Genomic DNA, 22,208 nt, shown 5'->3' on the forward strand with positions numbered 1-22,208 from the left:
CTACATGCGTGATCAATACTGTGTGGCGAAAAATTCGATAATTCCCAACACGGCGGGGCCGGCGGCGACGATCAAGACGGTGGGCAGAATAAATAACATCATGGGCAGCGTAATTTTTACCGCTAGTTTGGCGGCAGCCTCTTCCAGACGCATCATGCGGGTGGTGCGTTCGGCGCGGGCCAGGATGCGCAGTGCTTGCGTAATGGCGGTGCCATATTGACGCGATTGCAGCAGCGTATTGACCAGTGTCTTGACCGATTCCAGCCCGGTGCGTTTCACCAGTCGATTGAGTACGGCTTCGGTATCGTTGCTGATTTGGAGTTCGCCGGATGTCAGCCGCAATTCGTCAGCCAGCACCGGACAAACCAGCGCCATTTCCTCGGCGACCCGCTGGATGGCGCTGTTCAACCCCAATCCAGAGTTGGTGCAGATAACCAAGAGATCGAGCGCATCCGGCAGGCTTTGCTGGATGATGTGCTGACGTCTGGCGACCAGTCTGTCGAGCACGATACGTGGCAGCAAGGTGCCGAGATAGAGGGCCAGCAGGCACAGCAGCACGCTGTATAGCGATTGGTCCGCCAGCAGAGGCCAGAACAGCACGATAACCAGCGCCAGCAGCGCGAACGATGAAATCAACGATAACGCAATGACCAACAGCAACGCTTTTGGCCCCCGGAAGCCCGCGCGCACCAGCTTATGCGATATTTCCAGCCGCTGGGCGGCATTGAATAACGGCGCCCGGTGTCCGAGGTGGTGCAACATCGCCATCAATCGGCGCAGCGCGTTATGGTGTTGCCAGCCGCGCGTTTGCGGCTGGATGTTTTTACGCCGAACTTCGTACTGCATCCGTTCCACCAGGCGGGCGCGTCGGCTGGCGCGGGCATAGAGATACAGTGCGACGCCGATCAGGGCGCACAATACGGGAAAGAGTCGAAGTAACATGACGTCAGATCTCCATTCTGGCGATTTTGCGGATCATCAAGACCCCCAGCGTGAGCATTGTCGCCGCCAGAAACAGCAGTTGTTTTCCAGCGGTGGTGTAAAACAGCACGTTGATGTAGTCGGGACTGAGCGCGAACAACGCGCCGCAAATGATAAACGGCAGCGACGTCAGGATAGTGCCTGATAAGCGGCTTTCCGCCGTCATCGCTTTGGTTTTCAGACGCAGGTCGCGGCGGTTACGAATAATGGTTGATAAATTTTCCAGCGATTCAGTCAACGAGCCGCCGGTGCTGCGCTGTAGCGACAGGCAAACGGCGAAAAAGGCGAAGTCGGGCAGTTCAATGCGCAGCACCGCTTCGTCCATGACTTCCTGCAAATCGTGTCCCAGCAGCAGACCGTCCCCAATGCGCCGGAATTCCGGTCCCAGCGGCGCGGCGAAGTGGTTACCGACGTTGCGAATGGATTGCGTAATCGGTATTCCGGCTTGGCTGGCGCGGGTGATCATATCAATGGCATCCGGCATCTGGATGAGAAAGCTCAGTTTGAAGCGTTCGACCAGTTTGCGGTAAATCACCAACGTCAATCCCACGGGCAGCGCGACAAACAGTAACGTAACGCTCCACCAGGCGACGGGTATCAGTCCGAAATAGAAGAGCGCCGACGCCGTCAGGATGATGGTGCCTTGCGCCGCGATAAGCTGCTGGTAGCTGCGGCGATTGCCCACTGTTTCCAGCCGGTTAAGATAATAACCCAGCGTTCCCATAGCCTTGCGCCGGTGACGCCGCCTGACTTCAGCCTGCGCCCGCTCCAGTTCCATTACGATTTTCTGGCGCGAGGCATGGCTTGAAATGCTGACCAGCGTTTTCAGCCGCTGGCGGATACGAGCGGTCGGACGTTGTTGCACGACATCGGCCAGCGTCATCGCCGCCAGCCCGAACAGAACGAAAATCGCAAAGGTGAGTACCAGAATGATATCGGAAAATGTCATGGTCGCATGGCCTCCTGCAGCGCGATTTCCATACCGTAATAACGTGCGCGTTCAGTGAAGATGGGTCGCATGCCGCTACTGTCGAAGGAACCGGAGACTTCATCCTCAAAGGCGCTGGCGTCATAGTTGAAGCGGAACAGATCCTGAGTCACGATAATGTCGCCCTCCATGCCTGCCAGTTCGGTAATACTGATGATGCGTCTCGAACCGTCGCGCATGCGTTCCACCTGCACGATCAGATGCACCGCGCTGGCGATTTGCCGCCGGATGGAGTACAGCGGCAAATTACCGTTAGCCATCAAGACCATACTTTCAAGCCGGATCAGCGCGTCACGCGGATTATTGGCATGCAGGGTGGTCATTGATCCGTCGTGACCGGTATTCATCGCCTGAAGTACGTCCAGCGCCTCCGCGCCGCGCGTTTCACCGAGGATGATTCTGTCCGGGCGCATACGCAGCGCGTTGCGCACCAAATCGCCTTGCGTAACCCGGCCTGTGCCTTCCAGGTTCGCCGGACGGGTTTCCAGGCGCAGGACGTGCGGTTGCTGAAGCTGGAGCTCGGCGGCATCTTCAACCGTAATCACGCGTTCGGCGGTGGAAATGAAGCGCGACAGCGCATTAAGCAGTGTGGTTTTCCCTGAACCGGTGCCGCCGGAAATAATCACGTTGAGCCGGCTGGCGGCGGCGATTTCCAGCACTTTCGCCATCGCCGATGACAGGCTGCCTTTGGACACCAGCCGTTTTAGCGTCAGATCCCGGCGGGAAAATTTACGGATGGAAATGGATGCGCCGTCGATGGCCAGCGGCGGCAGAATCACGTTTACCCGGCTGCCATCGGTCAGTCTGGCATCCACCATTGGGCTGCTTTCATCCACCCGCCGTCCCACGGATGAGGCAATACGCTGAGCCACGCTGATGACATGGGCGTTGTCGATAAATTTAAGCGGCGTCAGTTCCAGCCGCCCAAAGCGTTCCACGTAGATCTGATCGGGCCCGTTGACCATGATGTCGGACACTGTTTCATCTTGCAGCAAAGGCTCAATCGGTCCCACGCCGAACATATCATTGAGAATTTCCTGTCCCATCACACGCTGTTCACTGAGAGGAACCGACAGATTTTCCATCACCACGGTTTCAGCGATAATGGTTTCGATATCCGCTTTCACTTCTTCATAGGAGCGCGCCAGCGCGCCGGACACGTCGATGGTGGAAAATACCGCTTGTCTGATCAGGGCGTAATGCGCGGAGCGAATGACGGACGCCGTGTTCTCCGACGCGGTGTTCTCCGCGCGCGCCGGACTGATGGCGCTGATGGCGGAAATCGTCTGGATCAACGCATTGTCGTGCGCCGATGGCGATTCAGAAAAAACAGACTGACGTGTCGGCCCATATGTTGGCTTTGTTGCCGATTTGCGACCAAAGCTCATTTGTCACCTCTTTATTCTTAAGGGTAGCCACCAGGTATCGCGTGACCTGGTGTTTGCCTCTCCGGTCAACAGGTTGACGAGTTGCTTGATCCCCTGAGCAAACGGGCTGCTGTCGGGCAGCGGCGACGCGAGATTTTCCGACAGCGACAGCGCCAATGGATCGTGACCGATCGGAATGACCGGCAGTTCGATGGTTTTCACGAAGTCCTTGAGGTTGACTTTATTGCGGTTTACCGGCTGGGGTTGATTTACGATGCTGTACACCGTGGCCGGGTTCGGATGAGCCTCGATATGGCGTACCAGCCGCAGGAGCGTTCTGGCTGAATAGACCGATTGTTCCGCCACGACGCAGGCAAGATTGGCATTGAGAAACGCTTCTGACGCCAGCGCGCCGCCGCGCTGCGGGACATCCAGAATGATGTAATGGTAATACTGACTCAAGGTGGCGCACAGGTTGCTCAGTTTTCCTTCCTGAATGCTATAGGGATCGGCGTAGTCCAGTTCGGCGCTGAGCGCGTATAGCCGGTTATCCACCGTGGTCATGGTCCGTTCCAGATATTGCGCATCGAGGCGATCGGCGTTACCCATCACCTCGATCAGCGCGTTGCCGCCGGCAATGCCGAGCATACAGGCGCCGCTGCCGCCATATACATCGAGATCAAGGTAGACTATCCGCCGGTGCGTTCCGCCGGCGATAAGCCCTCTGGCCAGATGTACCGCCACGCTGCTGGTGCCGATACCGCCACGGGTGCCGACGACGGCAACGACTTTTCCCAGTCGCTGCTGACGAACCGGCGTGTTGCCTTCCTCGTCCAACACTTTGCGCAATAGGCCCGAACCCAACGGTTTGACCAGATAATCCTGCACGCCTTGTTGCAGTAGGCTGCGGTAGAGGCCCACATCATTGCGATCGCCGATGGCATACACCTGTACCCAGGGCTCGCAGGCGTCGGCCAGCCGGTTTAAATCATCCAGCGGGCCGTCTGAACCGGAGATATCCACCAGTAATCGACGCGGGGAGCGTTCGACTTTCTTCAGCCAGGCAATGGCCTCATCCACGCCGCCGCGCTCTACTTTGTAGTCGGTCAACGTACTGGACTTGAGGAAATGAGCGACTTCCTCTTTGCCTTCTGCATCCTGAATAAACGCAGCGAAATTGACGCTGCGGGCGTTGCCATGTTCTATATCCGTTAGCACACTCATAGACTGATATCCGTGTTATTTATCGATTTTCAACGTGGTGGACTCACGTAGTGGCTCAACCCGGTTTTCACGATAGCGAGTCACCGATACCGTCGCGGCCTCCGCCGCCGTACCTTTATAGCGCCGGGGAAGCTCTAAATCCCGCGGACGGACCAGGCTATGCGCCAGATTGGTGTAGGTGGCGCAGCCAAACGCCACCTGCGCGCGATTAGCGTTGTCCCAGTCGCGTTCAGGCTGCGCCAGCGCATAACAGGAAGGCGGGTACGCCACCCACTGTTTGCCGCGTTGTTTTAGCTGGATGCTCGATATATCCGGCATACCGTCCGGGTCGCGTTGCCATGACGAACAGCCAGCTACGCCTCCCAGTACGACTCCTCCCAATACCATCGCCAGAAGCAGACGGCAGGACGCGTGGCGTAATGTGACGGAAATCCGCATTGTTGTACTCCTATGCCATCAGTGGGCGGCGCTATCGCCGCATCCATGATTGTCAGTAAACAAAACCTGCCGCGCCGGTTAAGCGCGGTACCTTATTCTGATGAGGGTCAAATCCGGTTTTTTTCTGGAGCAGATACTCGATATCGGAGGCCGGGCGCATGCTGTTCAACGGCGTGGTCAACTGCCCCGGCGCGCTGGGGCGCACCAGATAAGGCGTGACTATCACCACCAGTTCGCTTTTGTTGTTGCGGTAATCCGAAGAGGAGAACAGTTTGCCGAGTACCGGCACAGAACCCAGACCAGGCACTTTGGACAGCACATCGGTGACGTTATGTTGCAGCAATCCGCCGATGGCGAAACTCTGACCGCTGGCCAGTTCCACTGTGGTTTCCACCCGGCGCACGGAAATACCGGGGATGGTCAGGTTTTCCATGACGATACTGCTGTTGGGATCGAGCTCGCTGACTTCCGGGCGGACTTTGATGCTGATGCGATCATCGGATAGCACCGTGGGCGTGAAGTCCAGCGCCACGCCGAAGGGCTTGAATTCGACGGTCATGGTGTCCGAGTCCTGCTTGACGGGAACCGGAAACTCCCCCCCCGCCAGGAAACTGGCGGTCTGGCCGGAAACCGCAGTCAGGTTGGGTTCCGCCAGTACGCTGATCAGGCCTTCTCTGTCCAGCACATCGATCATTGACTGAATCGAGGTATTGCCCCTGCTGTAACCGCCGAGGAAGGAATAACCCTCGCTTGCTTGTAGGTAGGACGAACCGTTGCCGCTGCTAAAATCACGACCGTTTCCCAGGCCGATGATAAAGTTTCCCGGTTTGGTCAATACATCCCAGTTGATGCCCAGTTTCTGCGTCACCTCGCGTGAGACTTCCGTCACCCGCACCCGCAGGTGCACCTGTACCGGACTGTTGACGCTCAGTTGATTGAGCAGTTGCTCCTTTTCGCCCAGATAAGGCCGTATGGTCTGGATGACGGCTTCGGCGCTCTCTGCGTTCGGCGCCATGCCCGAAACCATGACGGAACCGGGACCGGAGGCCAGCGATAACCGTAGCGTCGGGAAACGCTGGCGCAGCATGGTCTGCATTTCAGACAGGTTATGCCTTACGACCAGCGTACGTTGCAGCAATGTCTTGCCTTGCGCGCCCAGCACATACAGCGAAGTGCTGCCCGTGCGTTTGCCGAGCACCAGCACGGCGCCTTCCGCCGGGGATTGCACATCGGCGATTTCCGGGTCGGCAACGAATACCGTGGCGATTTCGCCTTTTACGCTAAGCAGTTTGCCTTCCCCGATCGACAGCGCCAGCATTTGTCGGGCTTGTGCGCCCGGAACCAGACTCAAGGCGGTGACTGCCATCAGCAGCGCCATAAGCGTATGTAATAACGTTTTAACGTGCATAGGGGGTAAATTCCTGTTCCTGTCGTTGGCTACCGCGCAAAATGATGACCCGATGAGAGGTTAACGAAGGGGGCTGTTTTTCTGCTGAAGCGTCCTGTTCTCCCGATAGTGCGCGTGAGATATCATTTCCCCATACCGGCTGGTTCTCTTTGCTGAGATCGCTGCTCCACGCCACGACGGACGCGGTTTTTGCCAGTGGATCGTTATCGGTGAGCATGTTGCGGTCTTCCACCGCGAAACTGCGCAGCGCCATCGACAGGCTGCCGAGTTGAGCGGCGACGGTAACGGCCTCTGCCGCTCGTTGCGCGACTTCGATGGTGACGGTTCTGGCGCGGTTCGGTTTGCTGTTTTCATCTATCCGACGCTGGAATTCCGAACCGACAGCAATTACGCGCACCCGTTCCACCACCGTTTCGCTGACCACCAGCCGATGCTTGGCATTCAGGCCGTTTTCCGCCTGATTGAGACGCTGTGTCAGGATGATATCGACGAAATCGCCCGGCTGGATCAACCCGGCATTGCCGGAAACATCGTCAATCGGCACGGAAACGGCGCGCGAGCCGGGTTTCAGCACGGCGGCCAGAAAGCCTGGCGCGCTGGGCCGAATAATGTCTTCGGCGGTAATGGGCGTCCCCGCGGTTACCTGTCTGCGCACCAACGCGCCATACAGAATGGCGTCGTCGCTGCCTTCAACCAACGCGCCTTTCGGCAGTTGGGATTTTGTATAGGTTTTCCAACTGAGATCGCCTTCGCGCATCAACAAGCCGGCCGGTAAGGTCGCCGCCGCCACGCGTACCCGGATGTTATCCTCACGGGAAATATTCTCGTCTGAGCCGCTGACGAACAGCACCCGGACGATCACTGTCAGTACGGCGGCGGCGAGCAGAATCAAGGCAAATTTCAGGAGAGAAGACATGGGTTGGCCGCTCCCGATTTGACTGATGCAACGTGCGAATGAGGGAAATAAGTAAACGTAAACATAGAGAGACCATCCTGGTTTTTGCTAATGAATAACGATGGTTTAAGTCGGTATCCAACCGTATTGCTCCGCCAGCGCGGTTATTCCTCCGCATACCAGCGCAACGCCATAAGGCACACCGCGACGTGCGGACAACGCTGCCTGCCATGCCGTCCCTGATGTGGTTTGCGACGTGCGGCATTTGTCCGTCAACCAGCCCGCCATACCCAGCAATGCCCCTGCCAGACTTACGACAATCAGCACGGCTGCTGAGGATGAAAGCCCTGCCCACAGCATCACTACCGTGCCTAATTTGACATCTCCGCCGCCGATGCCGCCGCGAGTGAATAGCAACAACAGCAGCAGGAATGCCGCCAGCGCCGTCACACCGTGGCCAATGAGTTGCGTCCAGTTCATGTCCATACCCCAGGCGTAAAAGGGAAAGAGCAAGGCATAGTATGCAATCCAGCGGTTTGGCAGACGGCGCCGAGTCAGGTCGGCGTGTGCCAGCAGCGCAAACAGGCCTGCCAGCAACACTAATACCGTCAGTTTTATGACGGGATTCATCATTTATGGATTAGGATTTGCATTACTGGCATCATTTACCGCGGTTTTGACACTCTGTCCGGCATCAGTGAACACCGTTTTTACGTCATTACCGAATTGTGTAACTCCTGCGACAATCACCACAACCAACACACCTGCAAGAATGGCATATTCCAGTGCAGACACACCTCGTTCATCCTTTTTCAATGCCTTAAATAAATCACGCATTAGCGTTTCTCCAATAGTTAATGTATTAAAATGAAAGTCCTATAATATAACCACAGCATTCAACCATAGCGGCGCTTAAGCGTCGTCACGGAAGTCGGGGTGTGATAGTCAAAAAAGGCTTCTCAAGTAAAATATAAGAGCTCACCATTATTTTTATGTAAAAATAATGGGCGGCTATTATTTTTCGAATGAATCATTAAGTTGAGGTGTCCATTTTATTATATTTGAATTATTATCCTGCTAATTAATTTGAATTGCTTTTACTTTTCTTTTTTATGTGTTTCTGTTATTTAAAATAATAAAATATAATGTTAATTATCATATAGTTAACTATTTTTATTTATTGGAAATAAATAAGGTTTTTACTCTTTTTTCACACAAATGAAAGCGTGATGAATATTTGATTAAATTAATTATTTCTCTATTTTTCGTTGATTAGGATTAGAAACAAAAAAAGAATTTAAAACAAATCATTTATACCGATCGATATTGGTTACTTTGATAGGCTAAACCTGTTTTATTTGTTATTTTGATCGTTTATGCCGATCGTTAGTTTGTCGGTAAATATAAGGTTTTATGAGGCGCTAATAGGAGATTCGGCTGCTGAATATTATTATGATGTGTATTTATCATGTCTTATCAGAAATTGACTGATTTCTTTTTTAATTAACGTTACTGGGTGGGGGTGTTGAAAGAAAAATATAAAATGTGATGTGTGTTGTGTTTTCTTCATAAATAAACCAACGTGGGGAAAATATTTTATGGTTATGTTAATTAATATTATAATTTGTGTTATTAAAAAATGTCGCTTTATTTTTTAATAATGACGTCAGATACATCAATTCATCTTCCTTTCACCCACCTTATGTGCTGTTTGTGCGCTAACTTTCCGCAGGGCAGGGGGCGTTGATCTATTGATCTATCTTGGTGTCGCGGTGTCATATCCAGCATGGAAGAAGATATCCTTGAAATAATCTAATTTCACATCATTTTCGCATTACATAATCTAATCCTTAAGGCGGCTTCCGTGAACGGGGATTTTCTAACTTATCCATCTTTTTTACTATTATTATATGTTAATTTTGTTTTTAATGGTTTCTAATGCTTTTTTATTTGTTTTTTATGGTTTTTTTAACTATTTGATTATGGTGGGGCAATGTATTCTTTTCGGGATATATATATTTTTACTTATGAATAAGCAGGTGGTTAACCGGGGCTTTCGATGATAAGTTCACCCACAGGGTATCGTTTGCGTCATGTCTTTTCTCCCCCCTGACAAGGCGCAAAACAGCGACAGAGGGAAAAGATGGTAAAGCAGACTCCGTTGTATCAGCAGCATCTGGCGGCCAGCGCCAAAATGGTTGATTTTCACGGCTGGATGATGCCGCTGCATTATGGCTCTCAGTTGGATGAACATCACACTGTACGCCGTGATGCCGGCATGTTTGATGTGTCTCATATGACGATTGTGGATTTACACGGCGCCAGAACGCGTGAGTTTCTCCGCTATCTGCTGGCCAATGATGTCGCCAGGCTGACACAGCCGGGTAAGGCGTTATACACCGGCATGCTGAATGCTTCCGGCGGCGTGATAGACGATCTGATCGTCTATTTTCTGACGGAAAATGAGTTCCGGTTGGTGGTGAACTCCGCCACGCGGGAAAAAGATCTGGCCTGGATCACCGAACACGCCAGGGCGTTTATGGTGGAGATTCATGAGCGCGGCGATTTGGCGCTGATCGCGGTACAGGGGCCAACGGCCCAGGAAAAAGTACAGTCGGTGCTGAAAGCGCATAACGCATTGAATGACGATCAGATTGGACGGATTGCCGGCATGAAGCCATTTTTTGGCATGCAGGCACAGGATTTCTTCATTGCCACGACGGGTTACACCGGCGAAGCCGGCTATGAAATTGCGTTGCCGCAGGAACAGGCGGCGAGCTTCTGGCAACAACTGTCCGCCGCCGGGGTTAAGCCTTGTGGGTTAGGCGCTCGCGACACCTTGCGGCTGGAAGCCGGGATGAATCTCTACGGCCAGGATATGGATGAAAGCGTCTCCCCGCTTGCTGCCAACATGGGCTGGACCATCGCCTGGCAACCGCAGGATCGTCAGTTTATCGGCCGCGAAGCGCTGGAAAAACAGCGTGAAAAAGGCACCGATCAATTGGTCGGGCTGGTGATGACCGAAAAAGGCGTGTTGCGTAATGATTTACCTGTGCGCTTTACTGATAGTGATGGTGTGATGCAGGAAGGGGTTATTACCAGCGGATCATTTTCACCAACGCTCGGCGTAAGCATTGCATTGGCGCGTGTGCCGACGGGCATTGGTGAGCAGGCTATCGTTCAGATCCGTAATCGTGAGCTACCTGTGCATGTCACCAAACCCGGTTTTGTCCGCGCCGGGAAACCCATTGTGCAGTATTAACCGTTTTGTGAAGGAAAAGAGAGGGTGGCAATGAGCGATGTACCAGCAGAACTAAAATATACCGCTTCGCATGAGTGGGTGCTGTCGGAAGGTGAAGGTGTTTACAGCGTGGGAATTACCGATCACGCGCAGGAATTGTTGGGCGATATGGTGTTTATCGATCTGCCGGAAGTCGGTGCGATCGTCGCGGCTGGCGATGATTGCGCGGTCGCCGAATCGGTAAAAGCGGCTTCTGATATTTATGCGCCGATCAGCGGCGAAATTATCGAAGTTAATGAAGAACTGGAAAATGCGCCCGAACTGGTTAACAGCGCGCCGTATAGCGATGGCTGGCTGTTCCGTATCAGATCGTCCGATGAGTCTGATCTGAATGAACTGCTTGATGCTGAAAGCTATCAGGCCTCGCTGGAAGAAGATGAATAATGACTGCGCCCCGGACTCTGCTGAGCCGGGGCGTTTTTTTGTTCCCTTGCCCGCTAGCAAATCAGGGCAATGGCATGTTTTACGCAGGAAATTTCCGTAATGACTCAGACTCTCAGCCAACTTGAACATGACGGCGCTTTCGTGGCACGCCACATCGGTCCTTCCGCCAGCCAACAGCAGCATATGCTGTCCGTGGTCGGCGCGGCGTCACTGGATGCGTTAATCCGGCAGATTGTGCCGGCTGATATTCAATTGCCCAGCCCGCCCGCGGTCGGCGAGGCGGCCAGCGAGCATCAGGCGTTGGCTGAGTTGAAAGCCATCGCCAGCCGTAATCAGCGGTATAAAAGCTATATCGGCATGGGATACAGCGCAGTGCTGATGCCGCCGGTGATCCTGCGTAACGTGCTGGAAAACCCAGGCTGGTACACGGCTTATACGCCCTATCAGCCGGAAGTGTCGCAAGGGCGTCTGGAAGCATTGCTGAATTTTCAACAGGTCACACAGGATTTAACCGGGCTGGAACTGGCTTCGGCCTCGTTGCTGGACGAAGCGACCGCAGCGGCGGAAGCGATGGCGATGGCAAAACGCATCAGTAAACTGAAGCAGGCCAACCGATTTTTTGTGGCTGACGATGTTCATCCGCAAACTCTGGATGTCGTGCGCACACGTGCTCAGACGTTTGGTTTTGACGTGGTGGTGGGCAACGCGGCAGCGGCGCTGGATGATGACGCGGTATTCGGCGTGTTGTTACAACTGGCGGGCACCACGGGCGAATTACACGATTACCGCAACCTGATGGCGCAACTGAAAAACCGCCAGGTGATTAGCTGTGTCGCCGCCGATATCATGGCGCTGGTCGCGCTGTCCGCACCGGGCAAACAAGGCGCGGATATCGTTTTCGGCTCTGCCCAGCGTTTTGGCGTGCCGATGGGATACGGCGGCCCGCACGCGGCCTTTTTTGCCTGCCGTGATGAACATAAACGCGCGATGCCGGGCCGGATTATCGGCGTCTCGTGCGACGCCGCCGGAAATGCCGCGTTACGTATGGCGATGCAGACCCGCGAGCAGCATATCCGCCGCGAAAAAGCCAACTCCAATATCTGTACCTCACAGGTGCTGCTGGCCAACATCGCGGGCCTGTATGCCGTTTTCCACGGCCCGGAAGGGTTGAAGCGCATTGCCGGACGCATTCATCGTCTGACGGATATTCTGGCGCTCGGCCTGCGTCAGACGGGTATGACGCTGCGTCATCAATCTTGGTTTGATACCCTGACGGTCGAGGTGGCGGATAAAAACGCCGTGCTTGGTCGTGCATTGAGTTTCGGCATCAACCTGCGGGGCGATCTGGATGGCGCGATCGGCATAACGCTGGATGAAACCACCACGCGTGACGATGTGCAGGCGCTGTTTGCCGTGCTGCTGGGCGACGCGCATGGCCTGGATATCGACGCGCTTGACACGGCGGTCAGCCAGCAATCGGACTCTATTCCCGCCGCCTTACAGCGCAGCGAGGCGATTTTAGCGCACCCGGTTTTCAATCGTTATCACAGTGAAACCGAAATGATGCGTTATCTGCATCGTCTGGAACGAAAAGATTTGGCGCTCAATCAGGCGATGATCCCGCTCGGTTCTTGCACCATGAAGCTGAATGCGGCGGCGGAAATGCTGCCGATTACCTGGCCGGAGTTTGCGGAGTTGCATCCGTTTTGTCCGCCAGAGCAGGCGCTTGGCTATCGGCAGCTGATCGAACAGCTTTCCGGTTGGCTGGTGCAACTGACAGGGTATGATGCGATCTGCATGCAGCCCAATTCGGGCGCGCAGGGCGAGTATGCGGGCTTGCTGGCGATCCGCCGCTATCATGAAAGCCGTCATCAGGCGGCGCGTAATATCTGCCTGATCCCCAGTTCCGCGCATGGCACTAATCCGGCGTCAGCACAAATGGCGGGCATGAGTGTGGTGGTGGTGGCCTGCGATAAGCAGGGCAATATCGATCTGCACGATCTGCGCGAAAAAGCACAGACGGCGGGCGAGCGCCTGGCTTGCATCATGGTGACCTATCCCTCTACGCACGGCGTTTATGAAGAAACCATCCGCGAGGTGTGCCAGATCGTGCATCAGTATGGCGGCCAGGTCTATCTGGATGGCGCCAACATGAACGCACAGGTCGGTATTACCACGCCGGGTTACATTGGCGCGGATGTGTCTCACTTAAACCTGCATAAAACGTTCTGTATTCCGCATGGCGGCGGCGGGCCGGGCATGGGGCCGATTGGCGTTAAAGCGCATCTGGCGCCGTTCGTGCCGGGGCATCAGGTAGTGAAAATCGACGGCGTTCTGACCGGGCAGGGCGCGGTATCCGCCGCACCGTTCGGCAGCGCCTCCATTCTGCCGATCAGTTGGATGTATATCCGCATGATGGGGGCGCAAGGGCTGAAACAGGCAAGTCAGATGGCGATCCTCAACGCCAATTATATCGCCGTCCGGCTGCAATCCGCGTTTCCGGTGCTCTATACCGGGCGGGATGGCCGCGTGGCGCATGAATGTATTCTTGATATCCGTCCGCTGAAAGAGAGCAGCGGCATCAGTGAAATGGATATCGCCAAACGCCTGATCGACTACGGTTTCCATGCGCCAACCATGTCATTCCCGGTTGCGGGAACATTGATGGTCGAGCCGACGGAGTCAGAGAGTCAGGTGGAGTTGGATCGCTTTATTGACGCAATGCTGGCGATCCGAACAGAAATTGATCGTGTGGCGCAAGGCGAGTGGCCGCTGGCGGACAACCCACTGGTGAACGCGCCGCATACGCAGTCGGAACTGGTCGCCGACTGGACGCATCCGTACAGCCGCGAACTGGCGGTGTTTCCAGCAGGAAGCGAGCATAAATACTGGCCGAGCGTAAAACGTCTGGATGACGTTTACGGCGACCGTAATTTGTTTTGCTCTTGCGTGCCGGTATCCGACTACGCGTAGATGCCAGGCTGATTAATACATTGGACCAGGGCCGCTCTTCTCACGGGAGCGGCCCTTTTTTCATCCCCGCTTTATCATGCCGCGATTGCCAGCGGAATTAATAATTCGCAGGAAAATATTTTCTTGCGGAAAACAAACTGTCACTAAACTGACGCCTCTCTGACATGCAAGCTCTCTATGGTAATGCCTCTGTGTTTCACACGATGTGGCAAATGCTTATGCGTGCAAAATGCTTTCCATACCTGGTGTTGCTGCCGACGCTGGTTTTCCTCTTCGCTTTCACCTATTTCCCGCTGTTGCGTTCGGTCATCGACAGTTTGTATGACGCCCGACTGAACGCCGATCAGCCGCGCTTTGTCGGCCTGGATAATTTTGTCCGTCTGTTGCATGACGATGTGTTCTGGCAGTCGTTGCTGAATAATGTGCTGTACATCCTGATGACGGTGATCCCCGGCGTATTGCTGGCGTTAGTGCTGGCGGTGGCGTTATGGGAAAATACGCGCCTCAATCGCTGGCTGCGCACCGCGTTTTTCTTTCCGATGATCATTCCGCTAGTGAGCGCGGCGACGCTGTGGCTGTTCATTTTCATGCCGGGCCTTGGCTTGCTGGATTATTATCTGGCGCAGGCGTTCGGGCCGATGAACAACAACTATCTGGGCATGAGCGACAGTGCGCTGGTGGCGGTAAGCGTTATCGGCATCTGGAAATTCGCCGGTTACTACATGCTGTTTTTCCTCGCCGGTTTACAATCCATTTCCACCTCGGCGCGTGAAGCCGCGCTGATGGAAGGCGCATCGAGATGTCAGATTTTTTTCTATATCACGCTGCCATTGTTGCGGCCAACCATCGCGTTTGTGGTGACGATCGCCTTTATTTACGCGATTACGCAGATCGACCACGTCGCGGTCATGACGCGCGGCGGGCCGAATAACGCCACTACTGTGCTGCTCTACTACATTCAGGATCTGGCGAACGATACCCACGATCTCGGCAAAGCTTCCGCCGCCACCTTTCTGACGCTGGTGTTGCTGTTTGCGTTTTCCATCATGAACCTGAAAGTGCTGGAAAAAGGGGCCCATTATGAGCGTTGAACACCGCCATCCGTTGCGTGTCGCCACGCGCTTTACGCTGCCGCTGTTATTGCTTTGCGCCGCCGTTCTGTGGATCAGCCCGTTTATCTGGATGCTGTCATCTTCCGTTAGCACCAGCAGTTTCGGCAGTGATATGGCCTCGCTCTTGCCTCGCTTGCCGTTGACGCTGGACAACTTTCGCGATGCGTGGGATAGCGCGGACTGGCTGCGTCTTTACGCCAATACCGTGATCTTTGCGCTGGGGACCTTTCTGGTTCAGCTGGTGACCATCACCACAGCCGGATACATCTTCGCGTATCACCAGTTTCGCGGCAAAACGTTGTTGTTTTACCTGCTATTGATTCAATTGATGATCATGCCGGTGGTGATGATGGTGCCGAACATGATGACGCTGAAGCAACTGGGATTGTTGAACACCCTGACCGGCGTGATGATGCCGTATTTCGCCTCGGCGTTTGGCGTTTTCCTGATGCGTCAGGCATTTCTCAACATCGCCAAAGAAATTGAAGAAGCGGCGCTGATGGAAGGATGCCGCTGGTGGCAGGTGGTGTTTCACGTGCTTATCCCCATGACCTGGCCCGCTATTCTGGCTTTCGCCACCGTCAGTATTACCTATCACTGGAATGAATATCTCTGGCCGCTGATGGTGCTCAACGATCCCGATAAGCAGGTGCTGACTATTGGTCTGGTGTCGTTCGCCATGGGTGCGGAATCCGGCGGGCAGTGGGGGTTGATCTGCGCCGGCACGCTGCTGGTGTGTCTGCCGCTGATGCTGGCGTTTGTGCTGTTCCAGAAGCAGTTTCTGAGCAGTTTTGGTTTTTCAGGCATTAAATAAGAGGTTGGCGTTATGTTACTGGCACAGATTTCCGATCTGCATTTTCGCAGTGAAGGCCGCAAGCTGTATGAATTTATTGATGTTAATGAGCAAAACGCCGAAGTCGTCAATCAGTTGAATGCATTGCGTGAGCGCCCGGATGCGGTGGTGATAAGCGGCGATATCGTCAACTGCGGACGTCCGCCGGAGTATCAGATGGCGCAACGTGTGTTGCAGATGCTGGATTACCCGTTGTATGTGATCCCCGGCAATCATGACGACAAGCGCCATTTTCTGAATGCCATGCGCCCGCTGTGTCCCTTACTGGGTGATGACCCGGAAAATATCCGTTACGCGGTAGACGATTTTCCCCTGCGTCTGCTGTTTATCGACTCCAGTCTGGCGGGGCAATCCAAAGGCTGGTTGACGCCATCAACGCTGGACTGGCTGGAGCAGCAACTGACGGCGCATCAGGCGCGTGAGACAGCGATTTTTATGCACCATCCGCCGCTTCCCCTCGGTTCCGCGCAGATGGACCCCATCGCCTGTGAAAACGGTGATGCGTTGCTGACCTTGATCGAACGTTTCCCGCAACTGACCAGGATTTTTTGCGGTCACACCCATCGCTTAATCATGACGCAATATCGTCAGGCGATCATCGCCACCGTACCCGGCACGGTGCATCAGGTGCCTTATTTTCATCATGATGATGCGCCTTATTACAATCTGGAGCCAGCCGCCGTGGTGATGCACCGCTATGTGCCGGTCACCGGTCTGGTCAGTTACAGCCAGTCGCTCGCCATGTTTCCCGGCCCCTATCTTTATGACTCACGTATCAGTTGCCCGGTGGATGAATAATGGCGGTGATTCGGTTACGCAATATCAGCAAACAATTTGAACAAACGCAGGCGCTGTCCTCATTATCGCTGGACATCGCCGATGGCGAATTTTTGGTACTGGTGGGGCCGTCCGGCTGTGGCAAAAGCACGCTATTGCGCATGCTGGCCGGTCTGGAGACGGTCAGTGCGGGGCAAATTCTGTTGGGCGAAGAGGACATGACCACCTGGAGTCCGAAACAACGTAATTTTTCAATGATTTTTCAGAATTATGCGCTGTTTCCCCACCTGACGGTGGAGCAGAACATCACCTTCGGCATGCGGATGCGCGGCGAACCGAAAGCGGACTATCCGCAACGTGTGCGACGGGTGGCTGATTTGTTGCAGCTTGAACCGCTACTCAAACGTAAACCGGGAAAACTCTCCGGCGGTCAGCGTCAGCGGGTAGCGATGGCGCGGGCGATTGTCCGCGATCCCCGGCTGTTTCTGATGGATGAGCCGCTCTCGAATCTGGATGCCCGACTGCGCAGCGAAGTGCGCGACGGCATCATGGCGCTGCATCGGCAGTTGAAAACCACCACCGTGTATGTCACGCACGACCAGATTGAAGCCATGACTATGGCGGATCGCATCGCCGTGTTGGATCGCGGCGTGCTGCAACAGGTCGGCACGCCGGAGCAGCTTTATTCGCACCCGGCCAATGAGTTTGTGGCGGGTTTTATCGGTACGCCGGCGATGAATATGCTCACGCTGCCCTGTAAGGGCGGACAGGCTTTTTTGCTGGAGCAGGCCATCGCGCTGCCGGTCACGGAAGAAACCCGTGCGATGGCGAGCGTGCGGCTGGGGATTCGCCCTGAGCATATTAGCGAACAAGCCGCGCCGGACGGTGGGTTGCAGTTGCCTGGTACGGTCATGCAGCGGGAATTGTTTGGGGCGGAGTACCTGATTCATGTGGCGACCCCACTGGGCGGGATACGTTATCGGCGGCCAAACCGCGATAGCGTGCCGGACATTGGTATGCCTCTGGTTCTCCATTTATCACCGCAGGATTGTCATTGGTTTTCCGGGCAAACCGCCCGTAATTTATCCCTGGAGAAAATAAATGCGTAAGCCGCGAATTATTGCACTGGCGCTGGCCTTGCTGATGTCTGGCCCGCTGCTGGCAAAACAGCGTATCGACTTCATGTTCCCGGCGCCGGTGGACGGCAAGTTGACGATGGAAATGACGCGCATCATCAAAGAGTACAATCAGTCGCAGGATCAGGTGGAAGTCCGTGGCATTTTTACCGGCGGCTATGATACGACCAAAGTGAAAGCTGAAGCGGCCGCGAAAGCGGGCGATCCGCCTGCGCTGGTGATTATGTCCGCCAATTTCACTGCCGATCTGGTCATCAAGGATCAGATCCTGCCGATGGATGCGTTGTTCAAATACGGCAACGAAAAAGCCGCCTCGTTCCTGAATAAAAACTTCTGGCCCGCATTGCATCAAAATGCGCAGGTAATGGGCGTGACTTACGCCATTCCGTTCCATAATTCGACGCCGATTTTGTATTACAACCAGGATATGTTGAAACAAGCGGGCTTTAACGAACCGCCGAAAAACTGGGATGAAGTGGTGACGATAGCGAAAAAGCTGACCGATCCGGCGAAAGGGCAGTGGGGCATCATGATCCCGTCCACCAATGATGACTACGGCGGTTGGATGCTATCGGCCCTGACGCGGGCGAACGGCGGCGATTATTATAATGCGGATTATCCCGGCGAAGTGTATTACAACACCGTCTCGACCAAAGGCGCGCTTCAGTTCTGGCGCAATCTGGTTTACCGCGACAAAGTGATGCCGGGGGGCGTATTGAACTCCAAGCAAATCAGCGCGGCTTTTTTCTCCGGTAAGCTGGGTATGGCGATGCTGAGTACCGGCGCATTGGGCTTCATGCGTGAAAACACCAGAGAGTTTCAACTGGGCGTGGCGATGATGCCGGAAAAAGCGCGTCGTGGCGTAACTATCGGCGGCGCGAGTCTGGTGAGTTTCAAAGGCATTTCCGAAGAGCAGAAAAAAGCGGCCTGGCAGTTCCTGAGCTATCTGGTCAGCCCGGAAGTGAGCGGACGCTGGAGTCGTTTTACCGGCTACTTCGCCCCGCGGATGGCGGCGTATGATCTGCCGGAAATGAAGGCTTATCTGGCGAACGATCCGCGTGCGGCGATTGCGCTGTCGCAGTTGCAGTACGCGCATCCGTGGTATGCCACCTATGAAACGGTGGCGGTGCGCAAAGCGATGGAAAACCAGCTTGCCGCGCTGCTGAACGATCCTGATATGAGCGTCGATAAAGCGGCGGCCACCGCCCAGCAGGAGGCGGATGCCATTATGAAGCCGTATGTGGAGCAAACGGCGCTCAAGCTACCGGAATAAAAATGATTTTTATCTGTTCAGCTTTTGTGAATTACTTTTACTCAGGCCAAAAGAGTATTTTTTATCTGGCGTAAAAGGGGCTGAGCCGGGAGATGACTTCAGGATGAACCGCATGGATGCGGTTCAAGCCAGTGTCGCGTCGGGAACGCGTCACTGGCGGTCCGTCAGAAGGCGTCTCCCTGCGAAGGAACCGCGTAGCGGCCCCGTTCCGCCAAAAGCCAAGGTCAAGGAGCGCCGCGCTTGAGCGCTCCTTGTCGGGCGTGACACGTTGTATACAGAGAACGGTGATGCTTATCACGCACGAAACAGGACACTGAACCGATAGAGTTAGTAAGTGTTCGAACCATGCAGAACCTACTGCACTTCCTTACTGTAACCATCCTTTGGCCTTGGCCTCTTCCAGATGTTGTTTCAGGTATTGCCACAGTTCAGGATTGATATTAGCGATAAAATCGGCGCGGCCTAACACCTGTTCCAGACGGATGCCGTTTTCCACCCAGCTTTGGCCGCCGTTATGCAGGTTCATCAGTATCGGCATGATGCGATCGAGCATCAGTGCGAATTGCGCGCTGGCGGTTTCCCCCGCTTCGTATTCCAGCCAGAGATGATGGAATCGCTGGCGCTGTGGTTCGGGCAATAAACCGAAAATTCGCGCCGCCGCCGCCACTTCCTGATCATGAATGGCAAGGCGGGCGGAGAGGTCGTAAACCATCACGTCACCGGCATCGATCTCGACGATATCATGGATCAACGCCATCTGGATCACGCGCTGAATATCCACCTCATCGCTCGCGTAAGGCGCCAGCGCCATCGCCGCGACCGCAAAATGCCAACTGTGTTCGGCGGAGTCTTCATGGCGATCGCTGCCAATGATTTTTGAACGGCGCTGTACGCACTTTAATTTATCAATTTCAATCAAAAAGCCGATAACACCGGTCAGCGAGCCGAAGTTCAGAATAGATGGAGCGGACGACATGAAAAACCACCTCTTGCAATGAAAACCAGTAAAAATGGCAGAGTCTTTTAACCATTAAAATCGCTATACCCATCGGTTTCGGGATGCAGAACGGGCAATGAACCTGCAACGGGAAAGATAAAAGGTATCGAAGCTGATAATTGTAGGGGATGCAACCGAAAATTTACATGAATGATTGCCGTATAAAGTTGAAATGTAATGTCACGTAATTATTTAGCTTACACCTGTATACTGAAACTATTCTCAGCTAAGCTGCTCAAAGGTTAACCGCCTGCGCTTGCCGATCAGGTGTCTCGGTTGCGCATCTGGCGAGCATATCCGTGCTGATTAAGGTCATTATGTCAAACAATGTACAGGCGCCAGGATACTCACTGGCAGAGGAGATCGCGAATAGCGTCAGCCACGGAATTGGTTTGGTTTTCGGTATTGTCGGGTTGGTGCTGCTGTTGGTGCAGGCAGTCAATAACGGCGCGGATGGTATCGCCATCACCAGCTACAGTCTCTACGGCGGCAGCATCATTCTCTTGTTTCTCGCGTCGACGTTGTACCACGCCATTCCTTCGCCGCGCATCAAACCCTGGTTGAAAAAATTCGATCACTGCGCCATCTACGTGCTGATTGCCGGAACCTATACCCCGTTTCTGCTGGTCGGGCTTGATTCGCCATTGGCAAATGGTCTGATGGTGGTGATCTGGAGTATGGCGCTGTCAGGCATCATCTTTAAGCTGGCCTTTGCCCATCGCTTTGAAGTGTTGTCGCTTATCACCTATCTGGCGATGGGATGGCTGTCGCTGGTCGTGATTTATCAGCTTGCCCTGGCGCTTTCCGCGGCAGGCATAACCCTGCTGGCGGTCGGCGGGATCGTCTACACGCTGGGCGTCATCTTCTACGCCAGTGAGCGTATTCCCTACAATCATGCCATCTGGCACGGTTTCGTGCTGGGCGGCAGCGTATGCCATTTTCTGGCGATTTATCTGTATGTGTGATTTGAACCATGCCGTTTGGCTACGCGCCCCGTGTGGGGCGCGGTATCACGTTCAGTCTGTGATTTCATAAGGCAGCGGCTGAATTTTCAACTGGCTATCGGCATCTTCCCGCACGCGCAACAGGCTGTCTCCCGCCAGATCGTTATTCATTACCACCTGAACCCACACACTTTCATCCTGTAAACGGCACGCTGCCAGCACGGTGCCGGTACGTCGCCAGTTTTCCCCTAATTGCAACTCCAAATCCTCTCCCGCTTCGGGAACACGGCTGGCCTGACCCGCCAGCCAATAGAGCGCACGTTTGTTGGCGCCGCGGTATTTGGCTCGCGCCACCATTTCCTGCCCGGCATAGCAACCCTTGCTGAAACTGATGCCGTTTAAGGCCTGTAGATTCGTCGCCTGCGGGATGAACTGCGCACTGTTTACGCTGTCAATAATCGGCAGACCGGCTTCGATATCCAAAGCTAGCCATTGGCGACTATCATTGAATGCGGTTTTCCCTTCAAGTCGCGCGATCAGTAAAGCGCTCTGGGCAGGCGTCAGCACCAGCAGAAAGCGTTCCGTCGGCAGGGAAAAATGCAGCAAGGTTGCGTCCTCAATCTGAACGACCGGATGCCCGGCATCTGGCAGGATGCTGAAAACGGACGACAACAATTCACGCATCCGGGCGCCTGCCGCTCCCAGCAGAACAACATTATCCTCTGCTACTATCGTAGTTTTAGAGAAAACAGCGTATTTTTTCAGTTCGCTAAGCTGGGCATCGCGTAAGTTACGGCGTTCAATAAATGCGAAGCCGTCACCATGTTGAAAAAGACGCAGGTTGCTCCACATTTTTCCTTTGGCGTCACAGTGGGCGCAAAGCGTGTGCTGGTCGGCAGGCAGGGCGGCAACATCGACTGTCACCTGTCCTTGCAGGTATTTGATGGTATCCGGGCCGGTTAAGGTCGCCAGCGCCCAGTCATCCAGAGAGATGAGGGTGGCGGGAAGCCGGGCTGAAGCACTCGGGCGCTGTGATGCAAAAGGAAATGGGTTGGCCATATTACGATCCTGCTGCGTTGATGCGGTATATGAATGGCCTAATGGTAAAATAGCGGCGACGCTTTGCAAGCGGTTATTGTGCGTAGCGTGTCGCAGCC

Annotated in this window: 20 protein-coding genes; 9 read left to right on the forward strand and 11 right to left on the reverse strand. The window is 54.5% G+C overall.

Annotated elements, in window-relative coordinates; translation table 11 throughout:
• Positions 1 to 12: 12 nt before the first annotated feature.
• The 9 genes from NC856_RS07460 to NC856_RS07500 form a co-directional block, all read right to left on the reverse strand.
• Positions 13 to 942 carry a type II secretion system F family protein gene (locus tag NC856_RS07460; RefSeq protein WP_264089794.1) on the reverse strand — a complete coding sequence of 310 codons (930 nt, stop codon included), beginning with the start codon at positions 940 to 942 and terminating at the stop codon, positions 13 to 15.
• 4 nt (positions 943 to 946) lie between these two features.
• The gene (locus NC856_RS07465; protein ID WP_264089795.1) at positions 947 to 1,930 is read right to left on the reverse strand and encodes a type II secretion system F family protein; all 984 of its coding nucleotides are present in this window, start codon (positions 1,928 to 1,930) and stop codon (positions 947 to 949) included.
• Entirely contained in the window at positions 1,927 to 3,357 is a 1,431-nt protein-coding gene (locus tag NC856_RS07470) for a CpaF family protein (protein ID WP_264089796.1), read from the reverse strand. The genes NC856_RS07465 and NC856_RS07470 overlap by 4 nt, the downstream gene beginning before the upstream one ends.
• A gap of 3 nt (positions 3,358 to 3,360) precedes the next feature.
• On the reverse strand, positions 3,361 to 4,560 hold the full coding sequence (locus NC856_RS07475; RefSeq protein ID WP_264089797.1) for an AAA family ATPase: 1,200 nt from the start codon (positions 4,558 to 4,560) through the stop codon (positions 3,361 to 3,363).
• 15 nt (positions 4,561 to 4,575) lie between these two features.
• Positions 4,576 to 4,998, reverse strand: a complete 423-nt coding sequence (locus NC856_RS07480; protein WP_264089798.1) for a CpaD family pilus assembly lipoprotein — start codon at positions 4,996 to 4,998, stop codon at positions 4,576 to 4,578.
• A 52-nt stretch (positions 4,999 to 5,050) separates the two neighbouring features.
• Entirely contained in the window at positions 5,051 to 6,406 is a 1,356-nt protein-coding gene (locus tag NC856_RS07485; RefSeq protein WP_264089799.1) for a type II and III secretion system protein family protein, read from the reverse strand.
• Positions 6,396 to 7,322 (reverse strand): Flp pilus assembly protein CpaB, encoded by a 927-nt coding sequence (gene cpaB, locus NC856_RS07490; RefSeq protein WP_264089800.1) that lies wholly within the window; start codon positions 7,320 to 7,322, stop codon positions 6,396 to 6,398. Before cpaB ends, NC856_RS07485 begins: the two co-directional genes overlap by 11 nt.
• Positions 7,323 to 7,427: 105 nt before the next feature.
• The gene (locus tag NC856_RS07495) at positions 7,428 to 7,934 is read right to left on the reverse strand and encodes an A24 family peptidase (RefSeq protein ID WP_264089801.1); all 507 of its coding nucleotides are present in this window, start codon (positions 7,932 to 7,934) and stop codon (positions 7,428 to 7,430) included.
• Positions 7,935 to 8,138, reverse strand: a complete 204-nt coding sequence (locus NC856_RS07500) for a Flp family type IVb pilin (RefSeq protein WP_264089802.1) — start codon at positions 8,136 to 8,138, stop codon at positions 7,935 to 7,937.
• Positions 8,139 to 9,444: 1,306 nt separating this feature from the next.
• On the opposite strand from NC856_RS07500, the gene gcvT reads away from it, so the two are divergent.
• The 8 genes from gcvT (at position 9,445) to NC856_RS07540 (ending at position 19,110) form a co-directional block, all read left to right on the forward strand.
• A complete protein-coding gene (gene gcvT / locus NC856_RS07505; protein ID WP_264089803.1) occupies positions 9,445 to 10,563 on the forward strand; it encodes a glycine cleavage system aminomethyltransferase GcvT in 1,119 nt (372 codons plus the stop codon).
• Between the two features lie 30 nt (positions 10,564 to 10,593).
• Complete coding sequence (gcvH, locus tag NC856_RS07510) at positions 10,594 to 10,986, forward strand: glycine cleavage system protein GcvH (protein WP_264089804.1); 393 nt, start codon at positions 10,594 to 10,596, stop codon at positions 10,984 to 10,986.
• Positions 10,987 to 11,085: 99 nt separating this feature from the next.
• Complete coding sequence (gene gcvP / locus NC856_RS07515; RefSeq protein WP_264089805.1) at positions 11,086 to 13,959, forward strand: aminomethyl-transferring glycine dehydrogenase; 2,874 nt, start codon at positions 11,086 to 11,088, stop codon at positions 13,957 to 13,959.
• Positions 13,960 to 14,177: 218 nt separating this feature from the next.
• Positions 14,178 to 15,050: a carbohydrate ABC transporter permease gene (locus tag NC856_RS07520; protein WP_264089806.1), complete on the forward strand. Its 873-nt coding sequence runs from the start codon at positions 14,178 to 14,180 to the stop codon at positions 15,048 to 15,050.
• Complete coding sequence (locus NC856_RS07525) at positions 15,040 to 15,885, forward strand: carbohydrate ABC transporter permease (RefSeq protein WP_264089807.1); 846 nt, start codon at positions 15,040 to 15,042, stop codon at positions 15,883 to 15,885. The genes NC856_RS07520 and NC856_RS07525 overlap by 11 nt, the downstream gene beginning before the upstream one ends.
• Before the next feature lie 12 nt (positions 15,886 to 15,897).
• Complete coding sequence (locus tag NC856_RS07530; RefSeq protein WP_264089808.1) at positions 15,898 to 16,722, forward strand: phosphodiesterase; 825 nt, start codon at positions 15,898 to 15,900, stop codon at positions 16,720 to 16,722.
• Positions 16,722 to 17,810, forward strand: a complete 1,089-nt coding sequence (locus tag NC856_RS07535) for an ABC transporter ATP-binding protein (protein ID WP_264089809.1) — start codon at positions 16,722 to 16,724, stop codon at positions 17,808 to 17,810. The genes NC856_RS07530 and NC856_RS07535 overlap by 1 nt, the downstream gene beginning before the upstream one ends.
• Positions 17,803 to 19,110 (forward strand): ABC transporter substrate-binding protein, encoded by a 1,308-nt coding sequence (locus tag NC856_RS07540; RefSeq protein ID WP_264089810.1) that lies wholly within the window; start codon positions 17,803 to 17,805, stop codon positions 19,108 to 19,110. The genes NC856_RS07535 and NC856_RS07540 overlap by 8 nt, the downstream gene beginning before the upstream one ends.
• Before the next feature lie 367 nt (positions 19,111 to 19,477).
• Here the strand turns inward: NC856_RS07540 and NC856_RS07545 are convergent, their stop codons facing one another.
• Positions 19,478 to 20,086 (reverse strand): HD domain-containing protein, encoded by a 609-nt coding sequence (locus NC856_RS07545; RefSeq protein WP_264089811.1) that lies wholly within the window; start codon positions 20,084 to 20,086, stop codon positions 19,478 to 19,480.
• Positions 20,087 to 20,424: 338 nt separating this feature from the next.
• Between NC856_RS07545 and trhA the strand changes: the two genes are divergently transcribed.
• A complete protein-coding gene (trhA, locus tag NC856_RS07550; RefSeq protein WP_264089812.1) occupies positions 20,425 to 21,072 on the forward strand; it encodes a PAQR family membrane homeostasis protein TrhA in 648 nt (215 codons plus the stop codon).
• A gap of 51 nt (positions 21,073 to 21,123) precedes the next feature.
• Here trhA and ygfZ read toward each other — a convergent pair whose 3' ends face one another.
• Positions 21,124 to 22,110 (reverse strand): tRNA-modifying protein YgfZ, encoded by a 987-nt coding sequence (gene ygfZ / locus NC856_RS07555; RefSeq protein WP_264089813.1) that lies wholly within the window; start codon positions 22,108 to 22,110, stop codon positions 21,124 to 21,126.
• Between the last annotated feature and the right edge of the window lie 98 nt (positions 22,111 to 22,208).

The organism is Brenneria izbisi (assembly GCF_025840185.1).
GTDB classification, from domain to species: domain Bacteria; phylum Pseudomonadota; class Gammaproteobacteria; order Enterobacterales; family Enterobacteriaceae; genus Brenneria; species Brenneria izbisi.